Raw genomic sequence first — 17,165 nt, forward strand, 5'->3', positions numbered from 1 at the left:
TGACTGAAAATGGCAGTGGAAAGCCTTGGCATGATTGAAGTACGGGGTTTCCTTGGCGCTGTCGTTGCAGCCGATGCGGCACTTAAGGCCGCAAACGTTCAGTTAAGTGATATGCCGATTACGCGCGGCGGATTGGTCACCGTGTTATTAACGGGAGACGTTGCTGCAGTCAATGCGAGTGTGGATGCTGGGGTTGCCAGTATCGAAGACTTCAACTGCTTAATTTCACAACACGTGATCGCACGAATGGATAATCAAACGGCAGTGATGGCGCGGCCACCATTGCCAGATGATCCAGATCCGAAGCCGGAAGCGCCAAAACCGGTCGTCGATCAACCAGCACCACTAGCTGAACCTCAAATCGATGAGCCAAGTTCGGTCACTGATTCGGACGCACAAGCAGACGCACCGAAAACTGAAAACGCATCTGCACAACCCGAAGCAGTACCAGAGAAACCACAAGTAAGTAAGCCAACGGTTTCAGCAAAACCTGAAGCCAAACAACCAGCTACTCAGACCAGCAGTACCCCTCAAAAGCCAATTACCGGTGATGAGAAGACCTGGGTAACTGATAAACAAGAACTTGAAAAGATGCGGGTCGTCGATCTTCGTCGGCAAGCTTACCGCATGAACATCAAGACCTTAACTAAAAAGCAAATTAAGATGGGCAACAAGAAGACGCTAGTCCAGGCTATCTTAGATGATTTGCAAAGGAGGGATAACACTTGAATCTAGTTGATAACGATTTAGCTTCCATCCAGGAAGTACGGACGCTGTTACACGCTGCTACCAAGGCACAACAACAATTTGGCCGGTTCTCACAAGAACAAGTTGACTCTGTCTGCAAAGCCATTGCCGATGCAGGTGTTGCGGCTAGTGAACGACTAGCCAAAATGGCACAAAAGGAAACTGGTTTTGGGATTTGGCAAGACAAGGTGATCAAAAACGTCTTTGGTTCCAAAACAATCTACGAAAAGTACCGTGATTTAAAGACGGTCGGTATCGTTGAAGAACACCCAGAATTAAAGACAATCGATATGGCCGTGCCAGTCGGTGTTATCGCCGGGTTGATTCCATCAACTAATCCAACCTCATCAGTGTTTTATAAAGCACTGATTGCGGTTAAAGCGGGGAACGCCATTGTCTTCTCGCCACATCCAAATGCTAAGAACTGTATTTTGGAAGCCGTTAAAGTCGTTTCCGACGCTGCTACTGCGGCTGGGGCACCTGAAGGTTTGATTTCAGGCATTACCCGCCCAACGTTAGAAGCAACCGATGAATTGATGAAACATAAGGAAACCAAGTTGATCTTGGCAACTGGTGGGGGTGCGATGGTTCACGCCGCATACTCATCAGGAACCCCAGCGTTGGGGGTTGGCCCAGGTAACGGCTCAGCCTTTATCGAAAAGAGTGCCAATGTGGCCCAAGCTGTTAAACGGATCATGGATTCTGAAACCTTTGACAATGGGACGATTTGCGCATCAGAACAATCGATCATTGCTGAAGATGCCAACAAGGTTGAAGTTCGTGCCGAACTGAAAAAGCAAGGTGGTTACTTCTTAAACCCTGATGAAATTGCGAAGTTATCGAAGTTCATCCTTCGCGGTGACAACACGATGAACCCGCAAATCGTTGGGAAGTCCGTTCAACAACTTGCTGACTTAGCCGGTTTGAACGTTCCAATGGAAGCACGTGTCTTGATTGTTGAAGACCAACCCGAAAACGTTGGCCCACAAGATCCATTCTCACGTGAAAAGTTGACCCCAATCGTGGCCTATTTTGAAGTTGCAGATTGTGCTGCAGCTGCTGATTTGACTGTCAAATTATTGACAAATGAAGGTGCCGGTCACACGGCCATCTTACATTCGGAGAACCAAAAGGTGATTCGTCAGTACGCAGCTAAGGTACCAGCTTCTCGAATCCTGATCAACACACCAGGAACCTTGGGTGGTATCGGGGCCTCAACGAACCTCAACCCAGCCTTAACGTTAGGTTGTGGGGCCGTTGGTGGTAGCGCAACTTCAGAAAACGTTAGCCCGTTGAACTTGCTGGATGTGAAGCACGTTGCAACCGGCGTTCGGGAAATCGAAGAAGTTAAGCGCGAAGTTGCTGAGGTAGCACCAGCTGGTGTTACTGCAGCGCCAAGTACCACCCCAGTTGATCAAAAACAACTGGTTGATGAATTAGTGCGTCAGGTTTTAGCTCAAATTCAATAGCTTACATTTAAAAGGAGGACATTATTATGTCAAACGAAAACGCTCTCGGAATGATCGAAACTAAAGGTTTAGTTGGTGCAATTGAAGCTGCCGATGCCATGGTTAAAGCTGCTAACGTTACTTTGATCGGTAAGGAACAAATTGGTTCAGGGTTGGTAACTGTTATGGTTCGTGGTGATGTTGGTGCCGTTAAGGCTGCTACTGATGCCGGTGCTGCTGCTAGTGAAAAAGTTGGCGAATTGATTTCTGTCCACGTTATCCCACGTCCACACAACGAAGTTGAAGGGATCTTACCTCACTTATCCGATGCTGCTGGTGAAACCTTAGATTAATCAGTGATCACGGTAAGTCGTCCATGAAAGGAGGTGCCTCTTGGGTAAATTACTAACTGAAAGCTCAGTGAGACAGTTGATGCGGGTCAACAAATTGACCGACCAAGATCAACTGACCTTGCCAAGAGGTACTATTCTGACCCCAGCGGCCCGCGGATTTTTGACCGAACACCAGATTAAGGTCAACTTATCCGGCACGGAAACCAGTGAGGTTAGAATTCAAGAAGCTGAAAAGCCGAAACCGAACCCGTGGCTTCAAACGATTCAGGTGACTCATCAGCCAATTGATTTTAATCAATTAACCTATTATGGCACTCCGTTAGTTCACTTACAGTCCGCTTTAAGAGATCAGTTATTGCGATGGCTAACGATTCTCGGCGAAACAACCGGGGAATTGAATCAAACGATCGTCACCGATATTACCACCTTTGTTAATTCACTCACGACGACGACGTTTGAAGAGATCCTCACTAACGAGGAGTATGCGGTAGATAATTTGAAACTGGCAGAGGTGAAACTTCCTGAAGTTTCAACCTTCAGTATTTCGAATCTGCAGCTCAGCTTAGGGCTGGTTGCCGATACGTTAGCAAACTACTTAACCGTTCAGCCGGACTTAAAACAATCGGCTTACTACCAAGCAGTGATTACATGGCAAACCATGATTCAGGACTGGACACAGTCACTAATAGAGAGTAGGTGAAGACAACGCAGAATTTAAATGAATTAGTTGAAGACATTGTAACCGAATTACGTAAGAAGACCTCGTTTGAAGTTGAGGCTTCGGCCCGCCACATCCACTTGGATCAGGCGACAATCGATGGGTTGTTTGGGAAGGGTTATCAATTAACGCCTAAACGACCACTATCCCAACCGGGCCAGTTCGTCAGTGAAGAACGCTTAACGATTCAGGGACCCGCAGGCCAAATCGAGAACGTTGCGATTCTTGGTCCTGCCCGGGAACAATCACAAGTTGAACTGTCATTGACGGATGCCATGACGTTAGGTGTGAAAGCACCATTACGCGAAAGTGGTCATCTTGACCAGACGCCAGGTGTCACGTTGATTCACGATAACCAACAGGTCACCATTCCACTTGGGGTGATGATCGCGCAACGTCACATTCATATGACGCCAGCTGACGCCCAGTTATTTGGGGTTAAGAATAGCGATATCGTCAGCGTCAAAATTGGCGGCGATCGCGGTTTAACGTTTGATAACGTGGTCATTCGGGTGAGTGATCGGTTTGCTACCCGGATGCACATCGACTTTGATGAAGCCAACGCTTGTGGCTTAACCAAGGGAACGCGGGGAACACTTTATAAAAAGTAGGTTTTAAAAATGCAGTCTGCTGAAATAGAAAGAATCATTCAAATCGTCACGGACCGGGTTTTAGCGCAACTTGAAGTCGTTACCCAAGACAGTATTCTGTTTCAGGACAAAATTGAAGCGTATCCTGCACCGTATGTCGAAAAACTTTCAGCTGACTTCCATTTCGAGTTTGGACAAAAGCAGGATAGCGATGCTATCCTGCTTTGTCTTAGTCAGATGACATTACAGCAGTTACTCGCCGTGGCGAGTCTGACTGCAATTGATCCAGAAACGACCCAGGTCATCGACTTTTTGTTGAAAGGCAAGCCAGTTTGGATTTTGGCAGCGGCACCACAACTGGGACCGTACCGAAAGCAGGCAAAGTACGCGGTGTGGCATGAATTACAACTGGCACTCCAAAAAGTGGCCAAGTTTAACATTCACTTTATCAAGGATGATGTCGCACTAACGCAACGACTGAAAACATTGCCGAAGCAGTCACAAGTCATGGCGTCAGCACCAATCAAACGCCAGTTTATCACCCAACTTACGCTCCAACAGCGGTGGCAAAATAAGCAACCGCTGTTGAACGAGGGTGAGGTGTTAACGGACTTAGCTGCTGAATGGGCCCGTGATCATCGGCTCAAAGTTTAACCGAATTTGTTTGGCTGACAGCTTGGTGAGCCAAACAGCAATTATTGATTTTAACGTTTGTAACGCGTGTTTGGAAGGGGGCAGTTTAGATTATGGGAATTAATGAAATAATTATGTATGTCATGGTGCTCTTCATGATTTTAGGCGCCGTTGATAAGATGCTCGGTAACAAATTCGGCTTAGGTGAAAAGTTCGAAGAAGGGATCAACTCCATGGGGGCTTTGGCGCTCTCCATGGTCGGGATCATCATCTTGGCGCCCATCTTGGCCAAGATTTTATCACCAGTTGTTGTGCCAGTTTACACGGCGTTAGGTGCTGACCCATCAATGTTTGCAACGAGTTTGATTGCGCTTGATATGGGTGGCTTCCAATTAGCCCAACAAATGGCCGTTGATCCACAAGCTGGGATGTTCGCAGCCGTTATCCTCGGCTCAATGATGGGACCAACCATCGTGTTCTCAATTCCAGTTGCGTTAGGGATTATTGATAAGAAGGATCACCGTTTCTTGGCAACCGGCGTGTTGTCAGGGATGATCACCATTCCAATTGGTTGTTTCGTTGGTGGCCTGCTGATGGGCATGCCATTGATGATGATTTTGAAGAACCTTGTGCCAATTATCCTGTTTGCCGCTTTGATTGCATTAGGGCTTTGGTTCAAACCAGAAGGCATGATCAAAGGATTCTCCATTTTCGGTCAATTGATCGTGATTATCGGGACCTTAGGGTTAGCCATTGGTGCCATTCAATCAATGGTTGGCGTTAAAGTTATTCCTGGTATGGGGAACGTTCGTGAAGGTATCCAAGTTGTTGGTGGGATCGCGATGACCTTAGCCGGTGCATTTACGCTGGTTTACGTGATTACTAAGGTCTTCCGCAAGCCATTGATGGGCTTAGGGAAGGCGCTTGGGATGAACGAAACGGCGGCTGCCGGTTTGGTTGCTACGTTGGCCAACAACATTCCAATGTTTGAAATGATGAAGGATATGGATGACCGCGGTAAGATCATCAACGTTGCCTTTGCCGTTTCTGCAGCCTTCGTCTTTGGGGATCACTTAGGGTTTACCGCTGGGGTGGCCAAAGAAATGATCTTCCCAATGATCGTCAGCAAGTTAGTTGCCGGGATTACAGCTATTGCAGTCGCAATGTTTATGGCTAACCGGGTGTTAGGTAAAGAAGATAAGAAAGCCGAAGAAGGAGACGTGATTGCAGATGAACATTGAGCGTGAACAGGTTGAAGCCATTATTCGGAAAATTGTGTTGGAAAAGTTAGGGACCAATAAAACAACGACCCCGGATGGGCTGATCAGCATTGACCTGCCTAACTGGAGTGTGTCGGAAGCCGACAGAATGGATACGGGAAATCCAAGTGATCAAGTTTACACCAAGGATTTCTTTGACCTGAACGAAAGCCCACGTCTTGGTGCCGGGTTAATGACCATGAAGGAAAGTACCTTTGATTGGACCCTTAACTACGACGAAGTGGATTACGTTGTTTCTGGTGAACTTAGTGTGATTGGAAAGAACGGGACTGCTACGGCGGGACCTGGCCAAATCATCTTGATTCCTAAGGGCAGTCAAATCAAATTCTCTGCACCAAAGGAAGCGCGGTTTATCTATATCACTTATCCTGCCGACTGGGCAAACCAAGCTTAGTGACAATCAGGGGTTAACGTAGTGTGCGACCAACGAGTGGTGCGACAACTGTTAACGCAGGTGAGTGACGGCATCAGGTTGTTGAGGGGGTATGAATAATGGTAACAGATTCATCACAAGAACATCGAACTGAACCGGAACGGATGATTCAAGAGTACGTTCCCGGCAAACAGATCACCCTAGCGCACATTATCGCTAATCCGGATAAGGATATTTTCGAAAAATTAGGGTTAAGTGATACGAACACTGCATTGGGGATTCTAACCATTACGCCCAGCGAGGCGTCAATTATTGCTAGTGATATCGCGACGAAGGCCAGTAGTGTCAGTCTAGGATTCATTGATCGCTTCAGTGGTTCCGTTGTCGTGTGTGGAGAAGTGTCGGAAGTTGATGCTGCTCTACGCGAAGTCGTGACTAAGTTGCAGGATATTCTTGATTTCTCAGTTTCGACCATTACCCGAACCTAGGGAAACTACAATCAGTGAGGCGAAAGATGATGACGATTAAAACGCAAGTTGATCTTAAACAAGTCAATCAGCAACTCCAAGCATTTGCGACCGTTGTGAACGGTGACCACCCAATCCGGGAAGTAACGGCTGACGAACAGCTACGAGTCGGCGTGGATCTTGGGACCTCGTCAATTGTGTTGACGGTATTAGATGAACAGAATCAGCCGCTATATGGTGCATTTGAATACGATAACGCCGTCCGCGATGGTATCGTGGTCAACTTTATCGAATCAGTGCAGATTTTAAAGCGGTTGAAGCAAAAGGCGGAAGACGTGTTAGGGGTCACCCTAACCACGGCCTGTGGTGCTGTGCCACCGGGAACGGGACATGGCAGTGCTAAAATCGTGACGAACGTAATTGAATCAGCTGAGTTTGAGTGTCGCGAAATAGTTGATGAACCAACTGCTGCTGCGCAGTTCCTGCACATGCAGGATGGCACCGTAGTTGATATTGGTGGTGGGACAACGGGGATCAGTGTCTTTGAGCACGGTCACCTCAACGAAGTGCTGGATGAAGCAACTGGTGGGTCCCATATGACCTTAGTGTTAGCGGGTTACCACCACGTTGATTCGGCAGAAGCGGAGTTAATGAAGCGTGATGAAAGCAAGGAAGGCGAAGTGTTTGCGGTCATTCGGCCAGTTGTCGAAAAAATGGCCATGATCACTAAAACTGCAGTGACAACGGAAGTTAAGCAACCCGTTATCGTTGTTGGTGGGGCGATCAATTTCAAACAGTTCATTCCAACTTTCAGTAAAACGCTAACGTTACCCGCCTATAAACCGGATTTTCCACAATTCGTGACACCACTAGGTATTGCAATGTACGATCATGAACCAGAATAGTTAAAGGAAGCGGGCAGATGCCATGTATATGGGAAAAGTCGTTGGCAGCGTTGTTTCAACGCAGAAGGATCCGTCACTAGTTGGTCGAAAGTTAATGATTATTCAACCAATTAATGCGGATGGTCAAACGGTGCGTCACGAAGAGGTGGCTGCTGATACAGTAGGTGCCGGGATTGGTGAGTACGTCCTCTATGTTCGGGGGGCTGGTGCTCGAAATAGTAGTCCTCAAGGTGATCCGCACGCTGATGTGATGGACGCTGCAATTGTCGGGATCATTGACCGATTTGATAGTTAATGGTGTCGGTAGGACGAAAGCCCGCGCACGGTAACGTGGTTTAACATTCTTGGGTGGGATAAGCCAGTGGTTTATCCCCTCAGATAAGCGAATAAGCCAGTTGGTTTATTGGTTTATCTGAGAGAAATGGGTGAGTCCCCGACGTCGATGTTGGGTCAACTAAATGCCATGGAGGAATGCCGTATGGATCAGTTAAGGCAGAGTTATACCCTGAAATCAGGGATCATTTTACGTAATCATTTGGTGATGGCACCAATGAATGCTCAGTTATCAGCTGGTGGCCGAGTGACTGAAAAGGACGTTGAATTCTATCGTGAGCGGAGTCAATCGGTTGGCTTATCGATTATTGGGTCGGGATATGTCTCACCTTCTGGCAATTCAGGCTTTGGAGCGGTTAGTTGTGCATCGGATGACGCCATCGAGGGGTTAAGTCAGTTGGCTCAGGCCATTCATTCGGGTGGCAGTCGGGCTATCTTACAGTTAGTTCACGCTGGTCGGATGACCAATCGGTTTGTGACGGCTGGACATGACGTTGTTGCGCCAAGTGCGATTCAAGCGAAGCACGGTCAAGTCGATATTCCAAGAGAACTGACGCGTGATGAAATTATTCAGATCATGCAGGACTTCGTTGACGCAACTCGGCGAGCGATTCAGGCTGGATTTGATGGCGTTGAAATTCACGGTGCCAATACGTTTTTATGCCAGCAATTTATGTCACCAGCCTCTAATCAGCGTGACGATGAATTTGGCGGTCCGTTAGTCAATCGCATTCAGTTTCCGGCGATGTTGACTCGGTTAGTCGTCCAAGAAGCGAACGCTGCTAATCGGCCCTTTGCGGTTGGTTACCGAATCTCGCCCGAGGAGGCTGAACCAGGTGGTCTAACCCTAGAGGACAACCTGTTTTTGATGCAAATTCTTGAACGGTTGGGCATTGATTATCTGAGTTTATCGTTGCACCACTATGACCAACGGCCACAAACGAGTTCACGACTGGCAACTTGGACGGTTGCGGATATTGTGAAGTCAACCAGTCAGGTACCAGTGATGATTGCTGGCCATATCCGCACTAAAACAGATGTTGTGACTAGCAACGCCGATTTAATTGGGATCGCGACTCCAATCGTCAGTGAACCAACGTGGGCACAACGGTTATTGAACGACTAAATAAGATGGGAGGTTGTGAGATGACAACGCAGGCAATTTCATTAACGGGTGGCGTTAACTTTCGCGACCTCGGCGGGTATTTGACGCGAGATGGCCGTCAAACAAAGTGGCATAAGCTGGTCCGAGCCGGAACCTTGGCAGAGTTAACGATTGCTGACGAGGTGAAGTTAGCAGATTACGGAATTACGGTGAACGTTGATCTACGGTCGTCGGCTGAGCTTCGGCAATATCCGGATCGGATGATGACGGGAACCCGCTATATTCACTTACCCGTTCTAGATGATGATGAAACTGAAAGTACTGAAATTAGCGAACGATTACAGCAGGTGTACGCGACGAATCCAGAGGGTGGTTATTTACGGATGCTGGACGTTTACCGCGATTTAGTGATCAACCCGCAAGCTCAGCGGACCTACCATCGCTTTTTAGCCTATTTAGCGGCTCATGGAAAGGATGAAACGGTGTTGTTTCACTGCTCAGCCGGTAAGGATCGGACTGGAATGTGTAGCATCCTATTGTTGTTTGCGTTAGGCGTTAGTCCAGAGTACATTGAAGCGGATTATTTAATGACCAATCCATTGTCGGTAAAACGTGTTCAATGGCGGGTAGCCGAGGCGCGACAGGCGAATATGTCACCGGCGTTTATTAACTCAGTGTGTGATTTATCGACCGTTAAGCTGGATTATTACCAGCGGGCGATGTCGTTGATCAATGAAGAATACGGGGGCGTACAGGCGTATTTACACACCGTTGTAGGCATTACGGATAGCATGATTGGGGAACTGAAACGCGCTTACTTAGAATGACAAAAACGTTATTGCATAAAGCGAATTGGCGCTGATGCAATAACGTTTTTTTAGCGTATAAGGGTTATCAGTTTGTATTCTGATATGTTTTATCGATAGTTGCTATCGTTTGTGTCCAGCGTAAGTGTGCGGAGCTTGTGAAATTTGGCTTCGTTGGCGCGTTACTCATGGGTGATATTGTGGGCACAACCGATCGGTCAGAAAATTTGGGCTGGAACGCCGTGGGCACGATTCTGAGCCGGAAAAACACGTCTCAGAATTCGGCCTTTCACTAAGCTGGAAGTTCACCAGCTAAGTGAAATTTCACGGCTGAGCCCAATTTTCTGACCGACCTCTTGTTTGCGGATTATCGGCAGCAGGACCGCACTCCCGAAAATTTATCATGAAGGGCCAAACTGTCGCACAATGACAATCGTGAACAACTCAGTAAAAGTTGAACAGCAACGTAACAGTATTACGTCCACAGTTGGTTCAAGCGCATTAGGTCAATGTTCAGAACAGATTGATTTCTTGCCCGCCATGATGATGAAACATCAGCTGTTAATCAATTTTAGTGTTTGTCGACTCAACGTCAGTCGTTGTAATACTGTCGAAAGTCGTTCAGCTAAGCGTACCGAATTGCGTCAACGTGAGATGGAGGTAGCCGGCCAGGTGGATGCTGTGTCGCGATAATTGGTGGTTGTTGGCGACTTTCCAACAACCGCCAATTATCGGGGACGAATTAAAGACTCGCACGGATTTTGGCGAGGCTTTAATTCGAGGGCTGAGACCGCTCTTTGGCTCAGGCCGGCCCCACAGCAGGAACCTGGCCGGCTACCGGAATCGTCAGTTTACGCAGATCACCGCACTTCACAAGCTAAACAGAAGAATGCTGTCGCTGGACACAAGCGACAGCAAAAAATCCTGAGGTGCATTCTCTTAGTATTATTCAAACTGCGCATTATACAACGCCGTATAAGTCCCATTCTTCGCCAGCAATGTCTCATGGTTCCCACGTTCCACCACACGTCCATCCGCCATCACGATAATCTGATCAGCATCATGAATCGTCGAAAGTCGGTGGGCAATCACCAACGAGGTGCGCGACTGCAACAGGTTATTCAGGGCGTGCTGAATTGCTTTTTCGGACTGGTTATCAAGGCTGGCGGTGGCCTCATCTAAGATAATGACCGGCGCATCCTTCAGTAACGCCCGCGCAATCGACAATCGTTGCTTTTGGCCACCGGAGAGTTTAACGCCCCGTTCGCCAACCTGCGTATCCAGTTGATCAGGCAGTTGACGAACAAATTCTGCGAGGTCGGCAAGCGTTAGGACCTGCCAAATATCATCGTCAGTTGCCTCTGGCCGCCCATACAAGACGTTATCCCGAATTGAACCATCCAGGATGAAGATGTCTTGAGAAACGATGGCGATGTGTTGTCGCAGGTCTGACAGGTCGATTTGCGTCACCGGGACGCCGTCAAAGGTGATTTGACCGCTGTCGAGATCGTAGAATCGGTCAATCAAGCGAGTAATGGTGGTTTTGCCGGAACCGGATTGGCCGACCAGTGCGGTAGTCTGGCCGTAAGGTATTTGAAAACTAACATCGTTTAGCGTGACAGCAGGGTCGTCTTTGCCACGAGTCGTTGGGTAGGTGAAGGTGACGTTGTCGAGTTGGATGCCCGTTTTAAGCGTTGGGAAAGGTTTTGGTTCCGCAACGTTAACGATGGTTGGCGTCACGTCCAACACCGATTGGATCCGGCCGTAAGAAACGGAGGCCTGTTGCAGTTGGTTCAACAAACGGGTGAAGGATTGAATCGGGGACTGAACCATGCCGACGTAGCTTAAATACGCTACTAACGCCCCAACGGTGAGGTGGCCCTTCATAATGAAGTAGGCGCCCAACAATAGGACAATGGCGATGCCTAAATAGTTCAAACTATCGATCAACGGCGAGAAAATGGCTTGGTTGCGACCGGCAGTGATCATGTCGTTTCGGTTCGTATCAGCTAGTTTCTCAAAGCGACCGGCTTCGGTTTGTTCACTGTTGAAACTCTTGATTAGATCGATTTGGGTGAGCGTCTGCTGCATTTGATTCGACATTCGGGCTTGTGACTGACGGGCGTGAAGGAAGGCGCTACGGATGCGGAACCGGAACACGCGGTAGACCAGAAACATCAGTGGAAAGGTGAGGCTGACGGCCAATGCCATCTGCCAGTTGATGTAGACGATGAGCGCTAGTACGCCAACGAAGGTGAACAGGTTGCCGACCATGTTGAGCATATTGGCGGAGATGAGGCTCTGGAGGTTATTGATGTCACTGGTCAGGCGAGTCATCAGGTCGCCGGTTTTGCTGGACTCAAAGAAGGTCGTATCGAGTTTGAGTAAATACTGATAAAGCTGGTTCCGCAGTGCGGTAATGGCGTTTTGACTCATCACGCTCATGTAATAGGTAGAAAGATAGTTGAATAGCCCCAATACTAGCGCCGTCAACAACAGGCCGCCAATGGCCCAGAGGAGCCCGGTGTAGTTTTGCTGGGGAATGATTTTATCAATGATATACTGTTCGATTTGGGGTACGACAAATTGCAGCAAAGTGATCACCGTTAACGCCAGCACGTTAAGAATCAGGAGCCAGCGGCGGGTGAGAACTTTACCGAATACAAATTTGAACATGGCTAAGAGGGATGGTGAGTTGGACATGCTGAGGACCTCGCGTTTCGAAGTAATTAACCGCAATGTAGCACATTTTAACGGTAATGGATAGTTAAGCGTCTCCGACTTCGTGATTGCGACAACTTTCACAATTGGTATACCTGTGAGTTAGATGAGAAATTTTGAATTGGGAGCGCTTTTTAACGGGAATCTGACACGAACGGCTTAAAATTGGTGCGGAGATGGTGTAGGCTGTTAGGAGAGAAAAAATAGCAAAGGGGAATTTTTTTGAATAAGTATCGCATACAAGCTATCGTATTTGTGCTCGTGGCCTTCATGTTAGGGTGTAACGAGTTTATGGTGGTCGGAATTCTGTCCGACATCGCGGGTCACTTGCACGTGTCATTGGCTTTGGCGGGTTACCTCGTGACCATTTTCGCCACGACCTATGCCATCAGCACACCGTTCATTACCGTGTTAACGAGTAAATACAGTCGGTATAAAACGCTGCTAGTACTCATGTTGATCTTCTTAATTGGGAACACGTTGAGTGGCTTAGCAACCAATTACTGGTTCATGATGGGTTCGCGGATCATCTCAGCCAGTGTTTCCGGCGCCATTATTTCACTGATCATGACCTTCGCCAGCTCAATTGCGCCGCGGGAAAAGCGGGCGAGTCTGGTGTCTTGGATCTACGCTGGGTTCAGTATTGCCTCAGTCTTCGGGGTGCCGATTGGGACAACGATTAGTACGAACTACAGTTGGCGTTACGCCTTCTTTATGGTCTCCGTGGTCTCGATTATCACGTTTGCGTTATTAGTCGTGATTTTACCCAAACACGTTGATCAGGTTCAGGGATCGATTCGCAATCAGTTGGTGTTGTTGAAAGATCCGCGAATCTACGTGGCCGTGATTCTGGTTCTCTTCACTGCCGCAACGTTCTACGCCTACTATACCTATATCCGGCCAATGTTGACCACGGTGCTAGGCTTTAGTAACCAGAGTTTGAACTGGTTGTTATTTGGCATCGGGCTGATCAGCATTGTCAGCAACCGGTTCTCGGGGATGTTGGCGGAACGTGACGGTTTGAAGCGGATGCCAAAATTTTACGTGTTGGACATTGTGATTTTAGCCCTGTTGCCATTTGGCTTAATGAATAAGCTTACGGGTTACGGGATGTTGCTGATTTTGAGTCTGATTGTGACGTTGCTGAACTCGCCAGCTCAAATTCACTTCTTGAACGTGGCGGAAAAGGACTACCCACAAGCGTTAGTCCTGGCGTCATCGTTAAATTCGATCTTCTTTAACTTCGGGATTTCACTTGGATCAGCCACTGCTTCGATGCTGGTCGCTCCCGTTGGCGTTGCCCACATTAGCTGGGGCGCAGCGGTGTACGCGGCGATTTCGTTGGGATTAATGATTTTGTTGAATCGGATTATTGCCAAGAAGAGTGTGAAGCGAGCCGGTTAGGAGACGGCGTGTAAGAAGGACTAGGTAAAGCCCCCGGGTCTGGGGAGTTGCCTAGTCCTTCTTACACATAGTCTTCTGGCTTGCTGAACACGTTTCGACTAGATAACAGTCTTGAGCTTAACTCAAATTTTTAATTCATTTTGAGCGAAGAATTAGTTCGATACTTACCAATATGGCCTTTTTCTCAGCCTCTTGAAAATGTTAATTGATCTAGCACCAACAATTGATGCCAATTACAGTAAAAGCGCCACAAGTAATTCCTTCTCTAAAAGGAACGACTTGTGGCGCTTTTATTTAGCAATACCTAAGCAATCGCTGCCAGGTTTCCCGGTTTCTTCAGTAAGTGAAGCTCGAAAGGAAGCGAGGCTTTCTTATTAGTAGCCTTAACGGTGTAGTTTAAGTTAGCACCGTATTTGGCATAGTTTGCCGCACTCATGGTAAACGTGACGGCTTGACCGGTACCGGTTGATTTCAATTGAAGCCGCTTGGTACCGTGATAAAGGGCGACGGTTCGGTGTGGTGCCAGGGTTTGAATCGTCACTTGGTAAGTTTTGGTTGTAAGTTGTTCGTCATAGTTAATGATTTCAGTGGTGGTGTAGTTGGCGGATGTCAGCGACTTGATCCGCGTGACACGATGAGCCTTGGCGTTAACGCCGTAAACTTTAAAGTTACGGTAGCCGCTAAATTGATAGTTAACGTTGGCTTGCTGATGCTTAAGCGTATAGGTTTTGACCTGACCATGATAACTAACGGCCAATTTCTTCGCTGATTTTGGCGCAGTTGCTGTAAAGCTTAACTGCTTGTGATCAGCTTGGTAGCCAACGTGAGCGACTTTAACGGCTGGTAATGTTGCGGCTGAGCTCTTGACTGGTGCGGCAATGATTCCCCCGACCGCAGCAACGAAGACCCCAATGGTAACTAATAACTTATGCATGCACTGCTCCTTTAAGTAATATCTTAGATGGAATAATAACATTTGAGTCGTTGGGTTTCAATGAAAAAGGAGTGGGTAAACCGTTAATACAGTTAAACTGGGCAATAATCTACTAGCCCCGTAGCGATTTATTGAGCTGTTATAACGCCTAACCAACGCTTTCCGAACAAAACGGTGTAGGCGTGCGCTAAAAAACGTGCTATGCTTAAGGTTCGTAGAAAACGTTAACGGACAAATCGTCAGTGAGTCGTCAATGGCGGCCTGAAACAAGACGGGCGTCCTAAAAGTGATGGATTGAAGTTCAGTTAGATTTAGGAGAAATTTTGTGAATAAAAAACTAATGTCAGGGTCGTTCTGGCTATCATTTGGGAGCATTTTTTCACGGGTGTTGGGGATCTTATACCTGATTCCATGGTTGTACATGATTGGTAATCCGCACCAACAGAGTGTGGCGCAAGCGCTGTTTAACACGGCGTATACGCCATATGCGTTATTTATCTCGCTGGGAACAGCAGGGTTTCCGTCCGCAGTTGCGCGGCGGGTGGCCTTTTATAACGGCGAGAACCGCTTTTTAAATGCGAAACGCCTAACTAAAGTCGGGTTTATGGTGATGTTGGCATCGGGGTTAGTCTGCGGGATCTTACTGTACGCATTGGCGCCAGTGATTGCACGTAATAGTCCCGTGGTTTCGCTACAACACGCGACAAATGCGATTCGAGTGCTGGTGCCGGCGATTATTATCCTACCGTCAATGAGTATCATTCGCGGTTGGTTCCAAGGTAATCAGGATCTCAAGCCGTTTGGCATCTCACAACTGTGGGAGCAGTTCATTCGGGTGATTTTCATTCTGGTGATGACCTACTTAGTCATCGAAGTGTGGCACGTGAGTTACGTGGTCGCCGTTTACTACAGTGTTCTGGGTGCCGTCATTGGGGCAGTTGCCAGCTATCTATATTTGGCACTGTATTACCGCAAACAGCGTGGCGCTTACCGGCAAGCGGCTCAGGAGAGTGAACCACTAGCACCGGAAAGTTTAAAGCACATCTTGATGACCATCGTGTACGAATCAGTGCCGTTCGTCATCGTGGGTTCAGGTATCACGCTGAGTCAGCTGGTCGACCAACTGTTCTTCAAACAGATCGTGCAATCAACCACGCATTATTCGGCCAACGCAATTCAGTACCTCTACACGCTGTTTTCGGCAAATCCAACCAAAATCACGACGGTGGTGGTATCTTTGGCCATTGCCATGGCAGAAACCACTTTGCCAATTTTGGCTAGCAGTAAGGGTGCGCCGCGAGAACGAATCGGTGAACTGGTATTGCAAAACTTGAAGTTGTTGACCTTTGCGTTACTGCCAGCGGTGACCATTTTAGACGCGTTAGCTTATGAAACCAACGGTATCTTCTTCTCGTTCAGTCAACTCGGCGGCCGGTACCTGTTCTGGAACTTACTGCAGAGTTTGGTATTGGGGATGGCCATCAACAGTTTGACGATTTTGCAGGCGCTGCACTATAGCAAGAAGGCCATGAACTACTTGTTAATTGGGTTACTGGTTAAAGCCGTGTTGCAGTACCCGTTGGTGGCTTGGTTGCAAGGCTTCGGCGCAATTTTAGCAACGTCGATCTCGTTTGGCTTCATCGCCTTCCTGTGTCTTCGAAAAGTCGGCCATGAGTTCCACGTTCATTATGGGCAGTTGAGTAAACTGATTGGCGTGAACGTTGGTTTCTTCATCGTCGTCGTTGGGATTGCTGAAGGGCTACACCGAATCTTCTTGCCAACGACGAAGCTTGGTGCGTTGATTTACGCTGCTGTTTTCGGGCTAGTGGCCTTGGGCGCTTACCTCAGTGTTGCCAATCGATTAGGACTGTCACGGGCGGTCTTTGATCGAAATATTGGGTATAAGTATTTCCGGTATAAGCATTTTGAATAGTACATTGATGAGATCACTTTTGGGTGGTCTCTTTTTTTGTCCAGCATAAGCATTCTGCTGTTCAGTTTGTAAAATACGCTTTGCGTGAACTGACGATTCCGGTCAGCGGCTAGGTTCCTGCTATAGGGCCGGTCTGAGCCGAAGGGCGGTCTCAGGCCTCGAATTGAAGCCTCGCCAAAAAACGTGTGTAGACAGCCCTGTCAAGTTGACAGATGAAATAATATAAAATTTTCTTTGTACTCAAATGGCTTCGTTCCAGTATTCATCTGGGGTGAGGCCGTTTCTTTGAACCGAACGATTTTTAGAATTGAAGTAGTCAATACCGTCTTCAACGAGCCTCACGAGTTCTTCGTAGGTCTTAGGCATTGGGTGTCGTTCCATCCACCGTAATTTAAACTCATTCCACCAACGCTCC

Annotated in this window: 17 protein-coding genes; 15 read left to right on the forward strand and 2 right to left on the reverse strand. The window is 47.8% G+C overall.

From position 1 onward, the window contains the following. The first annotated feature begins 9 nt into the window (after positions 1 to 9). The 13 genes from ACYVR3_RS08235 (at position 10) to ACYVR3_RS08295 (ending at position 9,779) form a co-directional block, all read left to right on the forward strand. A complete protein-coding gene (locus ACYVR3_RS08235) occupies positions 10 to 729 on the forward strand; it encodes a BMC domain-containing protein (protein WP_461243861.1) in 720 nt (239 codons plus the stop codon). Next, on the forward strand, positions 726 to 2,216 hold the full coding sequence (locus ACYVR3_RS08240; protein ID WP_300563111.1) for an acetaldehyde dehydrogenase (acetylating): 1,491 nt from the start codon (positions 726 to 728) through the stop codon (positions 2,214 to 2,216). Before ACYVR3_RS08235 ends, ACYVR3_RS08240 begins: the two co-directional genes overlap by 4 nt. A gap of 26 nt (positions 2,217 to 2,242) precedes the next feature. Then, the gene (locus ACYVR3_RS08245) at positions 2,243 to 2,548 is read left to right on the forward strand and encodes a BMC domain-containing protein (RefSeq protein WP_057151663.1); all 306 of its coding nucleotides are present in this window, start codon (positions 2,243 to 2,245) and stop codon (positions 2,546 to 2,548) included. Between the two features lie 40 nt (positions 2,549 to 2,588). Beyond that, entirely contained in the window at positions 2,589 to 3,248 is a 660-nt protein-coding gene (locus tag ACYVR3_RS08250) for a hypothetical protein (protein WP_461243862.1), read from the forward strand. Further along, entirely contained in the window at positions 3,245 to 3,877 is a 633-nt protein-coding gene (gene pduL, locus ACYVR3_RS08255) for a phosphate propanoyltransferase (RefSeq protein ID WP_300563119.1), read from the forward strand. Before ACYVR3_RS08250 ends, pduL begins: the two co-directional genes overlap by 4 nt. 9 nt (positions 3,878 to 3,886) lie before the next feature. Beyond that, on the forward strand, positions 3,887 to 4,510 hold the full coding sequence (locus ACYVR3_RS08260) for a hypothetical protein (RefSeq protein ID WP_054732725.1): 624 nt from the start codon (positions 3,887 to 3,889) through the stop codon (positions 4,508 to 4,510). 92 nt (positions 4,511 to 4,602) lie between these two features. Next, positions 4,603 to 5,730 carry an ethanolamine utilization protein EutH gene (gene eutH, locus ACYVR3_RS08265; protein ID WP_461243863.1) on the forward strand — a complete coding sequence of 376 codons (1,128 nt, stop codon included), beginning with the start codon at positions 4,603 to 4,605 and terminating at the stop codon, positions 5,728 to 5,730. Then, complete coding sequence (locus tag ACYVR3_RS08270) at positions 5,720 to 6,163, forward strand: cupin domain-containing protein (protein ID WP_461243864.1); 444 nt, start codon at positions 5,720 to 5,722, stop codon at positions 6,161 to 6,163. The genes eutH and ACYVR3_RS08270 overlap by 11 nt, the downstream gene beginning before the upstream one ends. Positions 6,164 to 6,261: 98 nt before the next feature. Further along, entirely contained in the window at positions 6,262 to 6,630 is a 369-nt protein-coding gene (locus ACYVR3_RS08275; protein ID WP_054732731.1) for a BMC domain-containing protein, read from the forward strand. A gap of 26 nt (positions 6,631 to 6,656) precedes the next feature. After that, positions 6,657 to 7,514, forward strand: coding sequence for an ethanolamine utilization protein EutJ (eutJ, locus tag ACYVR3_RS08280; protein WP_461243865.1), 858 nt, complete (start codon positions 6,657 to 6,659; stop codon positions 7,512 to 7,514). 22 nt (positions 7,515 to 7,536) lie between these two features. After that, positions 7,537 to 7,809, forward strand: coding sequence for a EutN/CcmL family microcompartment protein (locus ACYVR3_RS08285; protein WP_054732736.1), 273 nt, complete (start codon positions 7,537 to 7,539; stop codon positions 7,807 to 7,809). Positions 7,810 to 7,992: 183 nt separating this feature from the next. Further along, complete coding sequence (locus tag ACYVR3_RS08290) at positions 7,993 to 8,973, forward strand: oxidoreductase (protein WP_461243866.1); 981 nt, start codon at positions 7,993 to 7,995, stop codon at positions 8,971 to 8,973. A 20-nt stretch (positions 8,974 to 8,993) separates the two neighbouring features. Further along, positions 8,994 to 9,779: a tyrosine-protein phosphatase gene (locus ACYVR3_RS08295; protein WP_461243867.1), complete on the forward strand. Its 786-nt coding sequence runs from the start codon at positions 8,994 to 8,996 to the stop codon at positions 9,777 to 9,779. A gap of 924 nt (positions 9,780 to 10,703) precedes the next feature. Here ACYVR3_RS08295 and ACYVR3_RS08300 read toward each other — a convergent pair. Beyond that, positions 10,704 to 12,461 carry an ABC transporter ATP-binding protein gene (locus ACYVR3_RS08300; protein WP_461243868.1) on the reverse strand — a complete coding sequence of 586 codons (1,758 nt, stop codon included), beginning with the start codon at positions 12,459 to 12,461 and terminating at the stop codon, positions 10,704 to 10,706. Positions 12,462 to 12,701: 240 nt separating this feature from the next. Between ACYVR3_RS08300 and ACYVR3_RS08305 the strand changes: the two genes are divergently transcribed. Beyond that, positions 12,702 to 13,883, forward strand: coding sequence for an MFS transporter (locus ACYVR3_RS08305; RefSeq protein ID WP_461243869.1), 1,182 nt, complete (start codon positions 12,702 to 12,704; stop codon positions 13,881 to 13,883). 304 nt (positions 13,884 to 14,187) lie between these two features. On the opposite strand, the gene ACYVR3_RS08310 is transcribed toward ACYVR3_RS08305, so the two are convergent. Then, entirely contained in the window at positions 14,188 to 14,817 is a 630-nt protein-coding gene (locus ACYVR3_RS08310; protein ID WP_461243870.1) for a hypothetical protein, read from the reverse strand. Positions 14,818 to 15,142: 325 nt separating this feature from the next. Between ACYVR3_RS08310 and ACYVR3_RS08315 the strand changes: the two genes are divergently transcribed. After that, complete coding sequence (locus ACYVR3_RS08315) at positions 15,143 to 16,750, forward strand: putative polysaccharide biosynthesis protein (RefSeq protein WP_057152369.1); 1,608 nt, start codon at positions 15,143 to 15,145, stop codon at positions 16,748 to 16,750. Positions 16,751 to 17,165 lie beyond the last annotated feature (415 nt).

Source organism: Secundilactobacillus muriivasis, from assembly GCF_054785195.1.

Bases quoted from the DNA above. Each gene is read 5' to 3' on its own strand.
- ACYVR3_RS08235 (WP_461243861.1), top strand. From the start codon at position 10: ATGGCAGTGGAAAGCCTTGGCATGATTGAAGTACGGGGTTTCCTTGGC.
- ACYVR3_RS08300 (WP_461243868.1), bottom strand. From the start codon at position 12,461: ATGTCCAACTCACCATCCCTCTTAGCCATGTTCAAATTTGTATTCGGT.
- ACYVR3_RS08245 (WP_057151663.1), top strand. From the start codon at position 2,243: ATGTCAAACGAAAACGCTCTCGGAATGATCGAAACTAAAGGTTTAGTT.
- ACYVR3_RS08275 (WP_054732731.1), top strand. From the start codon at position 6,262: ATGGTAACAGATTCATCACAAGAACATCGAACTGAACCGGAACGGATG.
- ACYVR3_RS08260 (WP_054732725.1), top strand. From the start codon at position 3,887: ATGCAGTCTGCTGAAATAGAAAGAATCATTCAAATCGTCACGGACCGG.
- eutH (WP_461243863.1), top strand. From the start codon at position 4,603: ATGGGAATTAATGAAATAATTATGTATGTCATGGTGCTCTTCATGATT.
- ACYVR3_RS08270 (WP_461243864.1), top strand. From the start codon at position 5,720: ATGAACATTGAGCGTGAACAGGTTGAAGCCATTATTCGGAAAATTGTG.
- ACYVR3_RS08285 (WP_054732736.1), top strand. From the start codon at position 7,537: ATGTATATGGGAAAAGTCGTTGGCAGCGTTGTTTCAACGCAGAAGGAT.
- ACYVR3_RS08295 (WP_461243867.1), top strand. From the start codon at position 8,994: ATGACAACGCAGGCAATTTCATTAACGGGTGGCGTTAACTTTCGCGAC.
- ACYVR3_RS08310 (WP_461243870.1), bottom strand. From the start codon at position 14,817: ATGCATAAGTTATTAGTTACCATTGGGGTCTTCGTTGCTGCGGTCGGG.
- ACYVR3_RS08290 (WP_461243866.1), top strand. From the start codon at position 7,993: ATGGATCAGTTAAGGCAGAGTTATACCCTGAAATCAGGGATCATTTTA.
- eutJ (WP_461243865.1), top strand. From the start codon at position 6,657: ATGATGACGATTAAAACGCAAGTTGATCTTAAACAAGTCAATCAGCAA.